This is a genomic window from Thiomicrorhabdus indica (assembly GCF_004293625.1).
GTDB lineage: Bacteria > Pseudomonadota > Gammaproteobacteria > Thiomicrospirales > Thiomicrospiraceae > Thiomicrorhabdus > Thiomicrorhabdus indica.
Map to the genome: position 1 here is coordinate 2,645,214 of NZ_CP033040.1, position 15,456 is coordinate 2,660,669.

Here is a 15,456-nt window from a genome sequence, read left to right on the forward strand (position 1 = left end):
AATTATTTATGAGTACTCAACATATCCGCAATATCGCGATTATTGCCCACGTTGACCACGGTAAAACAACCTTGGTTGATCAACTTTTACGCCAATCAGGAACGCTAGATGAGCGTAAAGACACTGGTGAACGTGTCATGGACTCAAACGATCTTGAAAAAGAGCGTGGGATTACCATCCTGTCAAAAAATACAGCAATCAATTGGAACGACTACCGTATCAATATCGTGGATACTCCGGGACACGCCGACTTCGGTGGTGAAGTAGAGCGAATCTTATCGATGGTCGATTCAGTATTATTGTTGGTCGATTCGGTTGAAGGGCCAATGCCGCAAACACGTTTCGTAACTGAAAAAGCACTACAACAAGGTCTAAAACCAATTGTCGTCATCAACAAAATTGACCGTCCTGGTGCACGTCCTGATTGGGTACTTGACCAAACATTTGATCTTTTCGACCGTCTCGGAGCAACAGATGAACAAATGGATTTTGAAGTATTGTACGCTTCAGGTCTAAACGGTTTTGCAGGTCACGAAGAAGACGTTCGTGACGGCGATATGCAACCTGTATTCCAAACCATCGTTGATAAAGTAGCCCCTCCTGAAGTTGACCTTGAGGGTCCTTTCCAACTGCAATGTATCTCACTTGATTACGATACCTACAAAGGTGTTATCGGGACTGGTCGTATCAAACGTGGTTCGGTTAAAACCAATATGCAGGTTTCAATCATTGATGTTGAAGGCAAGGTTCGTAAAGGTAAATTCAGCGAAATCTTTGGTTACCACGGTCTAGACCGTATCAATGTTGATGAAGCACATGCAGGTGACATCATTGCATTCTCTGGTTTCGACCCTCTGAACATCTCTGATACGATTTGTGATCCTGAAGCCGTTGAAGCGCTAGAACCTCTTTCTGTCGACGAGCCAACCGTTAGCATGACATTCCAAGTCAACGACTCACCGTTTGTCGGTCAAGAAGGTAAACTCCTCACCTCTCGTCAAATCCGTGAGCGTCTAGATAAGGAGCTACTGACTAACGTGGCGCTGCGTGTTGAAGACACAGAAGATGCGAACAAATTCCGTGTTTCAGGTCGTGGTGAACTTCACTTGTCAGTTTTAATTGAAACCATGCGTCGTGAAGGTTTTGAAATGGGCATCTCTCGTCCAGAAGTTATCTTCCGTGAAATCGATGGCGAAATCCAAGAGCCTTATGAAACCCTTACCGTGGATGTTCCAGAAGAGTCTCAAGGTACCATTATGGAAAAACTCGGGATTCGTAAAGCCGAGATGACCGATATGGTTCCAGACGGTCACGGTCGTGTGCGTATCGACTTCATAATTCCATCACGAGGTTTGATTGGTTTCCGTACTGAATTTATGACCGCGACTCAAGGTAACGGTTTGATCTTCTCGAGCTTCTCACACTACGGCCCAACTTTCTCAGGCAAGGTGGGAGAGCGTACAAATGGTGTGTTGATCTCAAACGATAAAGGTAAGGCGCTGTCTTATTCACTCTATAACCTTCAAGATCGTGGTCGTCTATACATCGGTCACGCTGAAGAGGTTTATGAAGGGATGATTATCGGTCTTCACAGTCGTGCGAATGACCTAACGGTAAACCCTCTGAAAGGTAAGCAGCTAACTAACGTTCGTGCCTCAGGTACGGATGAAGCCTTGACGCTTGTACCGCCAGTCCGCTTCTCGCTTGAACAAGCCTTAGAATTCATTGATGATGATGAATTGGTTGAAGTCACGCCTGAAAGCATTCGTATCCGTAAGAAACTTCTGACAGAAAACGAGCGTAAGCGTGCTTCACGTGGTTCGAAGTAATCGACTTTAAAGCTTCAGAACTCTTTAAAACCGCATTCGGATTTTCCAATGCGGTTTTTTTATATCTCTGCGCTAAACACAAAACTAAACCAAAAACATAATGTGCTATTAAAATAAAACAACACAAAATAAACCTTAAAAGTTCATACATAAACAAAACTTTGTCAATCCATTATTTTTTCAGACTCTCGTGATACAGTGTTAACTTTTACCTATATTTGTTCAAACACTTTCAACATTTTTAATCTCATTCAACTCTAGACTCTCTGCCAGTTCCTTAGTGTTGCGAAAAGCACTTTCTAATACTGAAAAGTGTGTTCTAAATATAAAAATCATATATCGACCGGCCGGTAGACTTTCCGACCACACATAACAAATGGTCACGCAATAGCTAAGCAAGTGGAGAAAACAAATTAAAAATTCACTGTTTAGGAGTCGTTATGAGCCATTTTGCTCAGGGTCAATTGCACCCAAATTCTTTTCAATTAAAACCTTTAGCATATGTTGTCTGCACGCTTGCATTGGGGAGTGTTGCAAACACTACTCACGCAGAATCTCACCAACTACAGGTGGTTAAAGTCACCAGCTCTATTATTGAAGATAAATTTGAATCCGATGCCGATATCCCAGCCAGCACGACGGTTATAAAAGGTGAAACAGTAGAAGCAAAACACGCAACCAACCTTATTGAAGTTTTACGTTCGATTCCTGGCATTACAGCAGATGTAGCCGGTGAAGGAGATGGAATCAAAATCAAAATTCGTGGAGTGGATAATCAGCGCTATATGGGAGAAAAGCCCGGTGTCGCGATTGTGATTGATGGTGTGCCGGTTTTTGAGCGAACTGGCAAGGTGAATATTGATCTCGACAATATTGAATCCATTCGAGTTGTTAAAGGCGGAGCTTCTTATCTATTTGGAGAAGACGCACTTGCGGGTGCGGTAATTATCACGACTAAACGAGGTGCTGAAAATGCCGGTGTTACAGTCGAAGCAGATACCGGCTCGCACGGTTACACACGAACCCTAGCCAAAATTGGAATGGCAGAAGACGATTTTGCAGCACATATACAAGTGGCAGACCGTCACAGTGACGGTTATTACCATCTATCTGAAAAAGATGAAGAATCGGTTTCCGGGGCGATTGAATACTATCTTTCCGATACTAGTGAGTTAACCTTAGGTTTTGAAAGCTCCGAGCGTTTCCGCGACAACAGTGGCTCGGTTGCTGGAGTGACCGCAGCAAAAGAAGATCCAAGAGGCGTTTATAGCGGCCGCAGCTATACGCGTATGTTCAATGTGGATTTATCACGTTTTAATTTAACCTATTCAAACGACTTTTCTGACACTGGGAACATTTCCGCAATTGCTTACCAATACAAAGACATTACCGACTTCTGGTCATCGCCGATTCGCTATGACGGCTCTGGCACAGAGGTTGGAGATGAACAAGTCGATATGTATGCAAAGCTCAATGATTATGAGCAAATTCAGCGCGGAGTTAAGCTCGAAGCACGTGATTCTTTTGGCAACTTTGCACTGATGGCTGGAATAGAGCTAAAAAAGAATACCTTTGATGAGCAAACCACGGTTAAAGAAGATTACCGCTCGTACTCCAGAGGGAGTACTGTTCTCGCTGGAACCCTAACTTCTGACTCCTATCGCGAAGAGATTACCAAAGCACTTTATACCGAAGCAAAAACAGCACTCAGTGAAAAGACGACTATGACTGCAAACTATCGTTTTGACCGCATTGAGCTAGATGGTAAAGATCGAATGGATGGTTTAAACGACCAAAATGACTTTAGTGTTCATTCTTGGCGCTTGGGCGCAGACCATGATATTTCTGAACAAACCTCTCTTTATGGATCTGTTTCGACCGGATTTCGCGCTCCGAGCTTAAGTGAATTGTCCACCAACTCAGAACTTGAACCTGAAACAATTATGAATTATGAAATCGGCATGCGTTCAAAATTGAATTTATTTGGCTGGGATACTCATTTAAACAGTTCTTTGTTCTACATCAATCGTAAAGACTTTATTACCAGCTCAATTGGACAATATGTCAATAGTGGCGCTGCCGATGCCAATGAAGATATTGAAAACATGCATGACAACATTGGCCATACCTCCTCTAAAGGTTTGGAATTAGCTCTACAAACTCAGAAAAAGCACAGACTATCATTTGACTTTGCTTACACCTATTTAATCAGCAAGTTTGAACGTTATGACAATTACTTTATGGCGCTTGGTAACCCATATGGCACTTCCGTTGATTCTCTAGAGGATTTAAATGGAGGAACCTATTTGTCACGAGGTCGTCCAGCGACTTGTACGCCAGAAGACTGTGTGTACTTTATGCATTATGACAATACCGGCAACTATGTACCAAGAACGCCAAAACATCTGGTGAACTTCCGTATTAACTGGTTCCCAACCAATACTATTAGAGTCAGTACAGAAATTGATTACCGTGGCGAGAGTTATGCGGATGAAATTAATCAGGAAAAATTACCTTCTCGTACTTTAGTCAACTTAGGCGTTGAGTATAAAGCCAGAGCGAGTCTATTTAGCACTAAGCCAAGCGATTTCAGTATTTTTATGAAAATAGACAATGTGTTTGACGATCAATTTTACATGACTGCCCGCGGCCACCGTGATGGAGATTACAACGGTATTTATAATCAAGAGGACTTGTCAATCAACGTTGACCCAGGCCGTGTCTGGATGGCTGGTATGAAGGTTCAATTCTAAGGTAAAGGGAGAAGTTTTTATGACTAAACTATTCGGAGTTTGGCTTTCTCTCCTAGTCGGGTGGTTGGCAGTTTTACCTGCGCCCGTTTTTGCCTTGGAGAAAGTTGACCATAAAATAACTGAAAGCACGACAACTAACCATAAAGTCACCATCCTTTCGACAGAATTTGTGCTCAGTAAAAAATTTAAATTGATGCAAAAGGCTGCCAAAGAACGCGGTGTTGAATTGGCTTGGGTTCAGGTGGATGCTAAGGACGGATCAGGTGGCAAAGAGAATGTCGTCAAAGCATTGCAAAATGCTGGGTTAGTAATTGTCGATGCGCCGCGTTCCGATGATCAAGCCCAGATTGAAATTCATGCTGGCGAGGCTTTGCGTGCATTAACAGATACACCAGTGGTGCATATTCGTCGAATGACCCGAACTCAAAGAATGCAAGCGGTAAATTTGCCATTAGATATAGCCGCACAAGTGTTCGGTTACTACCTAGCAGGTATGCTCGAAAACCAACATTTGTTATTTGAGTATGCCAAGGCGATTATTGAAAATGGTGATTTAGAGGCAATTCCTCTACCGAATGAAATGCCCAATGGAGGGATTTATCATCCCAATTATCAACATCAAGTGTTTGCAGATTTACCAAGCTACCTGCAGTGGTGGCAAGCGAAGACGAGCGAAGACGGTACGCAAGGTACGGTTATAGCGATGGAAACGACTTCTAGCTATATCGCTGACGGGCAAACACGTCATTTAGACATATTGATTAAAGAAATTGAAAAGCGTGGTGCCATGCCACTATTTTTCTATCGCAATTCGCGCACTTTTCAGAGTATCTTTAAATCCCGTCAATCGGTGGCACGAGCGCAAGCGAAATTGGCACAAGCTAGCACTGGTGATGCCAAATCAAGCGGGCGCCCTACAAGCAACGCTAACCCAAGCAATACAGTACAGGGTAAACCTAGTGGGCGTTCAGCGTCTAGTTGGGGACAAGCCGCCAAGCCAAGCGCTGACGGCAATCCTTTCCCAAATCCAAAAACAGGCCGTCCTTATAAATTTAACGAACCGTTAATTACTTGGCAGGGCAAAGTCTTGCCACAGGTGATGATGGTCAACACCTTTTTGGGCGGCGATGTCGAAGGGCGTAAATTGCGTTATCAGGCGCAAAGCATTCCGGTGATTAATATTCTGCATTACCGCGAAGGCGGGCGCAAAGTTTATCTTGAAGATCTCGCTGGCGTCAGCTCTTTCCGTCTGCCGTTTACTTTAACCAATGCCGAATATATCGGCATTCAAGATCCGGTCATGCTAACGGTGAACCCTGATGGCGAAATGATTCCGCTGCCGGAGCAGGTCGAGCTATTAGTCGGTAAGCTGATGAATTTAGCTAGTCTGCAACAAAAAGCCAATGCCGATAAAAAGCTGGCGTTGATGTTCTGGAACCACCCGCCGGGTGAAAAGAATCAAGGCGCGTCGAATATGAATGTGCCGCGATCGATCGAAAAGTTAGTGCAGGATTTAAAAGCCGAAGGTTATGCCTTAGACGATATTTCTGAGCAGGAGATGATTGATGCAGTGGGCGCGATGTTACGTCCGGCTTATCGCCAAAATGAAGTCGCCAATCTGATGAAAACCGATCTGTGGGGCTTTATGCCATTGGAGAAATATCGTCAATGGTTTGCGACCTTTCCAGAGCATGTGCAACAAGAGATTAACGACAATTGGGGGCGTGACGAAGATAACCAGCGGGTAGTCGAATATCAAGGGCAAAAAGGTTTTGTGATTCCACGAGTGCAATTGGGCAATCTCATTGTCATGCCGCAACCGGGGCGTGGCGGTTCGTCTGCGCAAGAAGACAAAGACCTGTTTCACGATACAAAGCGCCCAATGAATCACTACTATATTGCTACTTATCAATGGGTGCGTGAGCAGTATGGTGCCGATGCGATTATTCACTTTGGTACCCATGGCACCCAAGAATGGCATCCGGGCAAAGAGCGCGGTATGTGGGCCTATGACAGCCCTAATTTAGCGGTGTGGAACACGCCGATTGTCTATCCCTATATTGTCGATAACATTGGCGAAGCGCTACACGTTAAACGTCGTGGCCGAGGGGTGATTGTAAGCTATCAGGTACCGCCATTTTCACCGGCCGGTCTATCCGATGATTTTGTCGCCATCAATGACGCCATTCGCGAGTATCAATCGTTGGATGAAGGCTTGGTGAAATCGAATGCCAAAGAGTTGATTATCGAGCAAGCGGTGAAAATGAATATTCCGCAGGATATGGCTTGGAAAGTCGCGGACTTGCACGCCAATTTCGATAACTTCTTGCGTGATATTGAAGACTATCTGGAAGACCTCGGTTCGGCGATGCAGCCACTAGGTTTACACACCTTTGGACAAACGGCCGAAAACGAGCATTTAGCACTGAATATTATGCTTATGCTGGGTAATGATGTGATGTTGCCGCTCGGTGTCGAAAACAGTCGCGAACTGTTTCGAGCAGACTACAAGCTAATCAAAACCACTGAGCCGTTTAAGTTTGTACTGAATCACATTGTCTTGGAGCAGCCATTAACTGCAGAGCATCAGCAAAATGCCGAGTTGGTTGCAGTGGTCAAACAAGGGATTAAACATGCACGAAATTTACGTGCCGAGTCGGAAACGGCAGGAATCTTGGCGGCATTAAATGCTAAATGGATCGATCCGTCTTATGGCGGTGATCCGGTTCGTAATCCAGATGCTATTCCGACCGGGCGCAATATGTATGGTTTTGATCCATCAAGGGTTCCGACCAAAGCCGCTTATGAAGCCGGTGTGCAAGCGATGAAAGAGATGATTTTGTCGCATCAAGCGACGCACAATGAGTTCCCGAAAAAGCTGACCTTTTCGATGTGGTCCACTGAAACCCTACGTCACTTGGGGATGTTGGAAGCACAGGTTCTCTATGCCATGGGGGTTAAGCCGGTTTGGGACCGTGGCGGTCGTGTGGTTGGCTTGCAAGTGATTCCATTGCAAGAACTTGGGCGTCCACGTATTGATACGGTGATCTCGCTAACCGGTCTGTATCGTGACCAGTTTCCGAATGTGATGGAACGTTTTAATGAAGCGATTGTGATGTTGGCGAATCTCGATGAAGACGTGGAACAAGACCCTATGCAAAACCCGATTCGTGCCAATACGTTGCGGATTGAAAAGGCATTGCTAGAAAAAGGTGTGGAAGCGAAAGCGGCGCGCAATTTTGCCTTAACCCGCGTGTTCGGTACCGAAAGCGGTGACTACGGCACGAAACTGCCCGATGCGACTTTGGCATCCGACCATTGGGAAGAGGACGATGGTAAATTGGCCGAGCTGTACCTTTCGCGTATGTCGTGGGCTTATGGCCCAGATACTTCGCAATGGAGTCAAAAGCTCACCAATGAAAAAGGCGAGCCGGTCAATGTTTATGCTGAACAGTTGAAAGGCACCTCAGCAGCGGTCTTCTCGCGTTCCTCGAATTTGCGCGGGCTATTGGATACCGATCACCCATTTGAGTATTTAGGTGGGATTTCGATGGCGTTGCAACATCTCGAAGGCGAAGCTCCGCAGCTTTATATCTCCAATATGCGTGATCCGAAAAAAGCCAAATTGCAAACTGCCGAGCGTTTCTTAGCCACCGAACTGCGCGCCGTTTACCAGCACCCGAATTGGGTTAAAGAGATGCAAAAAGAGGGCTATGCTGGAACCTTGGAAATGTTGAATACCATTAACAATTTCTGGGGCTGGCAGGTAATGGACCGCAATGTGGTGCGCGATGACCAGTGGCAGGAATTCCACGAGGTGTATATCAAAGATAAATACAATCTGGATATGAAGCAGTGGTTTGAAGAGTCGAATCCAACCGCTATGGCTCAAATCGCGGAAAGAATGCTCGAAGCGATTCGTAAAGACTACTGGGAAGCCAGTGAGCAGACCAAAAAGGAGCTGACTCAGGTGTATCAAGAGCTTGCCGAGAAATACGACGTCCATACTGACAACGAAACTTATAAAGCCTATGTTGCTGAACTATCAGCCGGTTATGGCTTAAGTGCAGCGCCTGCTCCAGATGCTGCAACCTCTGCTGCGCAACCTGCAGCAATGGAAGCACCAGAGCAACCGGAAAACAGCGAGGCTACCAAGCCTGCGCAAGCCTTAGAAACCGTGCAAGGGCAGAAGATGCAACAGCAACAACCAAATGAACAAGACCCAATTGAGCAACCGAAATGGTGGTTGTTATTGCTGACTTTATTCGCATTGGGTGCAGTACGACAAATCTATTTAAGAAAACAAGGATAAGTGATGAATTTTATTGAATTAACCATGGCGGAAATCGCCAGCTTATTTTTAATGCCGGTATTACTGATTTTGGCATTGATGTTTGCCTATGCATTTTATGAACTCGGACGTTTTGGGTTTGAATGGCTAATGCGTTCCGCAGGAAGAAAAGCCGAGCAGCCATTACAGCGTTTTTGGGCGAAAAATCCGCAAGCTGACCAGCAAGAAGTGGAGTTGCAATTACTGCGTCAATTAGAGCCGTTGCGTTTGGTCAGTCGCATTGCGCCGATGCTTGGGCTAGTCGCGACGATGATTCCAATGGGGCCGGCGTTGATGGCAGTGGCGAATGGTAATTTCCAAGAAGTGGCCAGCCAGCTAACGGTTGCTTTTGCAGCGGTGATTATTGCCTTGTTAGCCGCTTCGATGACGTTTATGACTCTTTCAGTTCGCCGTCGTTGGTTATTGGAAGAATTGAAAACATTGGTTAAAGCGAAAGCGGCTCAAGTGCCAAATAAACCTGAATTCAATGCAGTCTAAGAAAAGGATAAGCGTATGAGCCAAATTGATTTAAATATTATTGAAGAAGACGAAGATGATCCGATTCTAAGCGTGGTCAATATGGTCGATTTGTTTTTGGTGGTGATTGCGGTGTTGTTGATTATTGTAATGAGCAACCCAATTAATCCTTTTAATATGTCCGAAAACGTCACGGTAATTAAAAATCCCGGCGAAGAGAATATGGAGATTTTGGTCAAAGAGGGCAACGAACTGCAACAATATCAATCGACCGGTGAAATGGGTGAAGGCAAAGGAGCCAAAGCCGGTGTAACTTACCGTTTAGAAGACGGTAGTTTGATTTATGTACCTGAAAACAAATAGCTTCTATAAATTCGGCCTCGGCTGTTCACGTTTGCGTGATTAGCTCCACTTATCACGCATCTTTTCGCGGTATTTTTTAACAAATCCTGTTTTCAATTACCGCGCTTTTTAACCTTGTTTGCATATCTAGATTTAACTACTCATCATGCTATTTTTACTATTATTTAAAGCACGATTCGTATATCTTTAAACGATATTCATTTTACTGAACAGGCAAAAAGGATTTTCATCGTGAAAACAGGATCACTCTACCCTCCTTCTGAGCCCTACGCTCAACACAGTTTGCAAGTGGATAGCCTTCATCATTTGCACATTGAGGAAAGTGGCAATCCAAACGGCGTGCCCGTTCTGTTCGTTCATGGTGGTCCAGGAGGCGGTTGCAGCCCAATACAACGTCAATTTTTCCACCCAGATTCCTATCGGATTATATTATTTGACCAACGAGGCTGTGGGCGTTCAAGCCCTCATGCATGCTTAACCAATAACACCACCGCGCACCTCATTGAAGACATTGAAAAAATTCGCCAATACTTAAAAATCGACAAATGGCTTTTATTTGGTGGATCATGGGGGTCAACGCTTTCACTTTTATATGCGCAAAGCTACCCTGAACGTGTTTATGGCCTCATTTTACGTGGAATATTTCTCTGTAGAGCCCAAGACATTGAATGGTTCTATCAATCTGGAGCTAACCGTTTTTATGCTGATTATTGGCAAGATTATCTCGCGCCAATTCCAAAATCTAAGCAAAATAACCTTATCGAAGCCTACTATGAAGCTCTAACAAGTAATGATGAGATTTCTCGGATGCGAGCGGCAGAAGCTTGGTCTGTTTGGGAAGGTCGTACAAGCACCCTAAAAGCTGACCCTGAAATTGTTAATCATTTTGGAGACCCTTTCCATGCACTAGCCATGGCACGAATCGAATGTCACTACTTTTATCACCAAGCGTTTATTGAAGACAATCAAATCCTAAAACACTGCAATGCAATCCTTGACATTCCAACTACAATTATTCATGGTCGTTACGATATGGTCTGCCCAGTTAATCAAGCATTCGAACTCAAAGAACAGCTACCACATGCCAAACTTGTTATTTGTGAACATGCTGGCCATAGTGCATTTGAACCGGAAATTACCGAAAAGCTTCTTGATGCGACCGATGATTTTATGAAAGTTTTGGATGCCTCATGATTTGCCTAATCCAACGTGTTTCGCAAGCGCATGTCTCAGTCGAGAACCAGATTATTGGCCAAATTGAGCACGGAATTTTAGCGCTTGTCGGTTTTCAACCAGACGATACATCTGACAAAATTCATAAAATGTTGCACAAATTGCTTCATTATCGAATTTTTGCGGACGAAAATGACAAAATGAACCTAAATGTACAACAAGTATTTGGAGGTTTATTGTTAGTGCCACAATTTACTCTAGCCGCTGACACTCAAAGCGGCTTAAGACCTAGCTTTTCAACAAGCGCTCCACCGGCAATGGCGACCAAACTATTTGATGAGCTGGTTCAAAAAGCTCAACTGAACTATTCAAATATTGCTACCGGTCAATTTGGGGCGGATATGAAAGTTAATCTAACGAATGACGGGCCGGTAACATTTTATTTTGAAATTTAACAAAATTTCGCACAGCTTATTTTTACGCAATTTTGTGGAGACTTTTAGTTTCTCAGTGCAACAAACTGTGATAACTTTAACTCATCCAATTGAACTTGCGTGATAAGACTTCAAATGCCCGTACCAAACAACGATGAAATCAAAATTCTAATTGTTGAAGATGACCAAGTCACTCGGCTGACCCTTGCCAAAGTCCTACAAAAGTCCGGCTATCAAACCCTTTTGGCTGAGAATGGTAAGGTAGGCATTCAAGCGTTTATGGAGCATCATCCCCATTTAGTCTTAATGGACGTGATGATGCCGATTACTCATGGTTTTGAAGCAACACACACCATCCGAGAACTTGAAAAATCTCGTGCGGTTCCGATCCTTATGTTAACCGCACTTGATGATGTCAGCTCCATAGAGGAAGCGTTTGAAGCCGGAGCCACCGACTTTATCACCAAACCGATTAATTGGGGTCTTTTGGTTCAACGCGTAAAGTATTCGCTCAGAACCGCAAACATTGAAGATCAACTGCGATCTAGTCAAGCACAGTTAAGCTATGCTCAAAAGCTTGCTCGGTTGGGTTACTGGGAATGGGATGTCCAAGAAAACTTAGTCACCGCTTCAAACTCCGCTTACAAAATGTTTGCCGTTCCCGCTCAAAATGACATGACATTTGAGCAATTCACACAAAACATTATGGATAAGGATAAACTGATTGTACGTCAAGCCATTGCTGACACACTCAATGGTCAAACTAGCATTCAGGTTAGCTTCCGAGTCATCAATGCAAATGGAGACATTACTCACATAGAATTTTTGGGTGATGCAAACTATAGCAAAAAAGGCGAATTAGAGAAAATCACCGGTTCCGCACAGGATCTAACGCGCCTTCACAAAGCCGAAACGCTTCTTCAATACCAATCAACGCATGATTCTCTAACCTCGCTGGCCAATCGTAACCATTTCCATGAAGTGATTACCAATCATTTGACCGATTTCCCCGAACAAGCGAGTGCAGTCTTGGTCTGCGACATTGATCGTTTCAAACAAATCAACAGTAATCTCGGACAAGAACTTGGCGATCAAGTATTACGCTCGATTGCCCAGCGTTTGAACCGCATTACTAGAGCAAACGATTTTAATGCTCGCTTAGGAAATGATGAATTCGCGATTCTGATTCGCAATTACAAGAATTCAGCCGAACTCAATCAGATGTTAAATCGCCTTCACCAAGATATGGCCACTCCATTTAAGGTGAATCAACAAGAACTTTATATCAGCTTTAGCTCTGGGATTGCGACTTTTCCCGATGATGGAAAAAATGCAGAACAACTTTTAAATAATGCCAATATGGCTCGCGCACAAGCCAAATCTCGTGGTGGAAATCAATATCTATACTATCAAAGTGATATGAACTCCGTGGCTCAGGACGCACTTGAACTGGAAAATGCACTGAGACAAGCCATTAAAAATGACGAAATTCGCGTTTTTTATCAACCACAAGTGGATGTTCAAACAGAAAAACCCACTGGAGCCGAAGCACTCGTTCGTTGGATTCATCCAGAACGTGGAATGATTTCACCGGCTTCATTTATTCCACTTGCAGAAAGCACAGGAATGATCGTTGAAATTGGCGAATATGTTTTACGCGAGTCAATTAAACAAGCGGAGAAGTGGTATCACAAAGGCTACCCCCTTCATATTGGGATCAACCTCTCAGGGCGACAATTTGCTCAATCCGATTTGGTTAACACTGTTCAATCAGCCTTGACGGACTTTAAACTCCCCGCAAACCTCATTGATTTGGAAATCACAGAAAGCTTGGCAATGGGCGAAGGTGAAACCAACATTAACACACTCAAAGCTCTAAAAGCACTGGGTGTTAATATTGCAATCGATGATTTCGGAACTGGCTATTCCTCCCTCGCTTACTTACACAGTTTTCCAATTGACACATTGAAAATTGACCGTTCATTTATCATCAACTTGGAAACAAAAGAAGGTCAGGCAATTACCAATACAATTCTGGCATTAGCCAAAGGACTCAATCTGGAAGTTGTTGCTGAAGGTGTTGAATTAGATGAACAAGTCGAATTTCTTCGCGAGAAAAAATGTGACATTTTCCAAGGTTTTAAATATGGTCGTCCAATGCCTGCCGATGATTTTGACGATTGGTTATTGCAATTTGCAGCCACTTCCAAAAAATGAAATATATGATTCATTGGGAACGCGATTCTCAAAATATTGAAAAAGGAATTTAAACCATGTGCGTAGATCAAGATAATCTGAATATGCTCAAAGAAATCATCGGTGATGACTTAAAAGAAGTATTAGATGCATTTCTCAGCACCAGCCCAAGCCTATTGGAACAGATTGAACGCTCTATTGCCTCAGAAGATGCTGCGGGCGTTCAACTGCACAGTCATACCTTAAAAGGAAGTTCGGCCAATATTGGCGCAACCGAACTACCAAACCTTTGCCTTGAACTAGAAAGTGCAGCGAAAAATGGCGTGGTAACACCTGAGTTTTCACCCATGCTAGCAAAAATTAAAGCGGAAACAATGAATGTAACCGCAGCGTTAGAAGATTTTCTCAAAACATTTTAAGTTCTGCGAAAGCCTTTACCAGTTTAAAACATTACCGGCCGGTTGGAATTCTTCAAACCGGTTTTTTTATTTTGTAACACCTTTACCATTCTTAAACGTTCAACTGAGCCAAACTTGAAAATACCCTGGACAAAATAGTCACCGCTTGAAATTCACCCTATAATAATGCAATTGCAAAATTATCCTAATGAGGTCCCAATGCGCTACGAAGTCACCGCTGAAGATAAGCATAAAGCCAAAAACCCGCACCATATTTTCAATATCAATATTATTTTGACCCACTTGGCCATTTCTCAAGTCTCACTTGAAATTGGGCACGGCAACCCTGCTTACTTTTTATTAGTTCCATTCATTTCGAGCTTATTCTTAGCTTACATTTACTTGCATGGAAAAAAAGTTGCCGCTGAGAACTCTTGGTTTGTTGGCGCTCATTGGATTCTAGCGTGGCGTAGAGGGCGCAATTTATTAATCGCCTATGGCGTCGCCATTATCGTCATCGGACTAGCAACCCTTCTGGGCAACCTATTCGGTGGCGGCCTGATGATGAATGACTTCTCTGAAGAAGGAGGTTCAAGTTCCATTGTTGAAAAAATTGGCTTATTCTTTGGTGCACTCGTTGTTTTCTTTACCGTGCTTTACAACTTCCTACAAACAGGCATATCAGTTTATGAAGCAGGCAGAGGAATTATTGACGCAAAAATCGAAAAATTTCATCCACGAGGTGAACAAGCCAATGCAGAGCTAGGCGAAGGCACCGATGATGAGAAAACCTCTGAAAATGACAACGAGAAACAACAATGAGTGAAAATATCCCTCAGAAAAAACGTCCATTGCCAATGTTCTGGTTGGTCTTTATCAGTTCTTTGATTATTTTTGCGCTCATGTTGCTGTTTCAACCAAACCGTGAAGGCGTAGATGATAAAAACCTTCCTTGGAATGCACATTTCAATGCACAAGGTCAATTGGAAACAATGGGGTTAATCATTGGCCAGTCCACAGTAAATGACGCAATTAAGCTTTACGGTAAAGATGTTGAGGTAAAACTTTTCTCTGACTTAGATGAAAGCAATAAATCCGTCGAAGCCTATTTCCCGGTGATGTACATAGGTTCCATCAAAGCGGCTCTAGCCCTAGGCATTACAGCGCCGGAAGAGCTCAAACAAAAAGCGTTTGATAACGGTAAAAAAATTGTCATGAGTAGCACTGGCGGCCGTGAAATTGAGCTGTATAACGCCGACAAATTATCTTTTATGGATTTGCCAATTTCAAGCGCCACCTTACTACCACGTAAACACTTGACAGAACGCGCGATTCAAATGCGTTTTGGTGAACCTGACCGCAAAGAGACACAATCTGACGGCCTGGAACACTGGTTTTTTAATGCCTTAGGCTTAGAACTGATTATTGACCCAGAAGGCCCTGAAGCTCTGCAATACACCAATCAATCTTATCCTTGAACGCATATCAATAGGCCACGCCAAT

11 protein-coding genes are annotated in these 15,456 nt (G+C 43.7%); all 11 read left to right on the forward strand.

Translation table 11 applies throughout. The features are described from left to right. Positions 1 to 8 precede the first annotated feature (8 nt). Positions 9 to 1,829: a translational GTPase TypA gene (typA, locus tag D9T12_RS11580; protein ID WP_130538316.1), complete on the forward strand. Its 1,821-nt coding sequence runs from the start codon at positions 9 to 11 to the stop codon at positions 1,827 to 1,829. Between the two features lie 440 nt (positions 1,830 to 2,269). Next, positions 2,270 to 4,582 (forward strand): TonB-dependent receptor, encoded by a 2,313-nt coding sequence (locus D9T12_RS11585; protein ID WP_130538317.1) that lies wholly within the window; start codon positions 2,270 to 2,272, stop codon positions 4,580 to 4,582. Positions 4,583 to 4,601: 19 nt separating this feature from the next. Next, the gene (cobN, locus tag D9T12_RS11590; RefSeq protein WP_130538318.1) at positions 4,602 to 8,894 is read left to right on the forward strand and encodes a cobaltochelatase subunit CobN; all 4,293 of its coding nucleotides are present in this window, start codon (positions 4,602 to 4,604) and stop codon (positions 8,892 to 8,894) included. Positions 8,895 to 8,897: 3 nt separating this feature from the next. Beyond that, positions 8,898 to 9,410 carry a MotA/TolQ/ExbB proton channel family protein gene (locus tag D9T12_RS11595; RefSeq protein WP_130538319.1) on the forward strand — a complete coding sequence of 171 codons (513 nt, stop codon included), beginning with the start codon at positions 8,898 to 8,900 and terminating at the stop codon, positions 9,408 to 9,410. A 15-nt stretch (positions 9,411 to 9,425) separates the two neighbouring features. Beyond that, positions 9,426 to 9,752, forward strand: coding sequence for a DUF2149 domain-containing protein (locus tag D9T12_RS11600; protein ID WP_130538320.1), 327 nt, complete (start codon positions 9,426 to 9,428; stop codon positions 9,750 to 9,752). Positions 9,753 to 9,983: 231 nt separating this feature from the next. After that, positions 9,984 to 10,946 (forward strand): prolyl aminopeptidase, encoded by a 963-nt coding sequence (gene pip / locus D9T12_RS11605; RefSeq protein ID WP_130538321.1) that lies wholly within the window; start codon positions 9,984 to 9,986, stop codon positions 10,944 to 10,946. Then, on the forward strand, positions 10,943 to 11,380 hold the full coding sequence (gene dtd, locus D9T12_RS11610; RefSeq protein WP_130538322.1) for a D-aminoacyl-tRNA deacylase: 438 nt from the start codon (positions 10,943 to 10,945) through the stop codon (positions 11,378 to 11,380). Before pip ends, dtd begins: the two co-directional genes overlap by 4 nt. A gap of 114 nt (positions 11,381 to 11,494) precedes the next feature. Further along, positions 11,495 to 13,576: a two-component system response regulator gene (locus D9T12_RS11615; protein ID WP_130538323.1), complete on the forward strand. Its 2,082-nt coding sequence runs from the start codon at positions 11,495 to 11,497 to the stop codon at positions 13,574 to 13,576. Between the two features lie 56 nt (positions 13,577 to 13,632). Beyond that, entirely contained in the window at positions 13,633 to 13,974 is a 342-nt protein-coding gene (locus D9T12_RS11620; RefSeq protein ID WP_130538324.1) for an Hpt domain-containing protein, read from the forward strand. A gap of 198 nt (positions 13,975 to 14,172) precedes the next feature. Then, positions 14,173 to 14,775 carry a hypothetical protein gene (locus tag D9T12_RS11625; RefSeq protein WP_130538325.1) on the forward strand — a complete coding sequence of 201 codons (603 nt, stop codon included), beginning with the start codon at positions 14,173 to 14,175 and terminating at the stop codon, positions 14,773 to 14,775. Continuing rightward, positions 14,772 to 15,431 (forward strand): hypothetical protein, encoded by a 660-nt coding sequence (locus D9T12_RS11630; protein ID WP_130538326.1) that lies wholly within the window; start codon positions 14,772 to 14,774, stop codon positions 15,429 to 15,431. The genes D9T12_RS11625 and D9T12_RS11630 overlap by 4 nt, the downstream gene beginning before the upstream one ends. The last annotated feature ends 25 nt before the right edge of the window (positions 15,432 to 15,456 follow it).

Coding starts and splice junctions, on each gene's coding strand:
- typA (WP_130538316.1), top strand. CDS start 9: ATGAGTACTCAACATATCCGCAATATCGCGATTATTGCCCACGTTGAC.
- D9T12_RS11585 (WP_130538317.1), top strand. CDS start 2,270: ATGAGCCATTTTGCTCAGGGTCAATTGCACCCAAATTCTTTTCAATTA.
- cobN (WP_130538318.1), top strand. CDS start 4,602: ATGACTAAACTATTCGGAGTTTGGCTTTCTCTCCTAGTCGGGTGGTTG.
- D9T12_RS11595 (WP_130538319.1), top strand. CDS start 8,898: ATGAATTTTATTGAATTAACCATGGCGGAAATCGCCAGCTTATTTTTA.
- D9T12_RS11600 (WP_130538320.1), top strand. CDS start 9,426: ATGAGCCAAATTGATTTAAATATTATTGAAGAAGACGAAGATGATCCG.
- dtd (WP_130538322.1), top strand. CDS start 10,943: ATGATTTGCCTAATCCAACGTGTTTCGCAAGCGCATGTCTCAGTCGAG.
- D9T12_RS11615 (WP_130538323.1), top strand. CDS start 11,495: ATGCCCGTACCAAACAACGATGAAATCAAAATTCTAATTGTTGAAGAT.
- D9T12_RS11620 (WP_130538324.1), top strand. CDS start 13,633: ATGTGCGTAGATCAAGATAATCTGAATATGCTCAAAGAAATCATCGGT.
- D9T12_RS11625 (WP_130538325.1), top strand. CDS start 14,173: ATGCGCTACGAAGTCACCGCTGAAGATAAGCATAAAGCCAAAAACCCG.
- D9T12_RS11630 (WP_130538326.1), top strand. CDS start 14,772: ATGAGTGAAAATATCCCTCAGAAAAAACGTCCATTGCCAATGTTCTGG.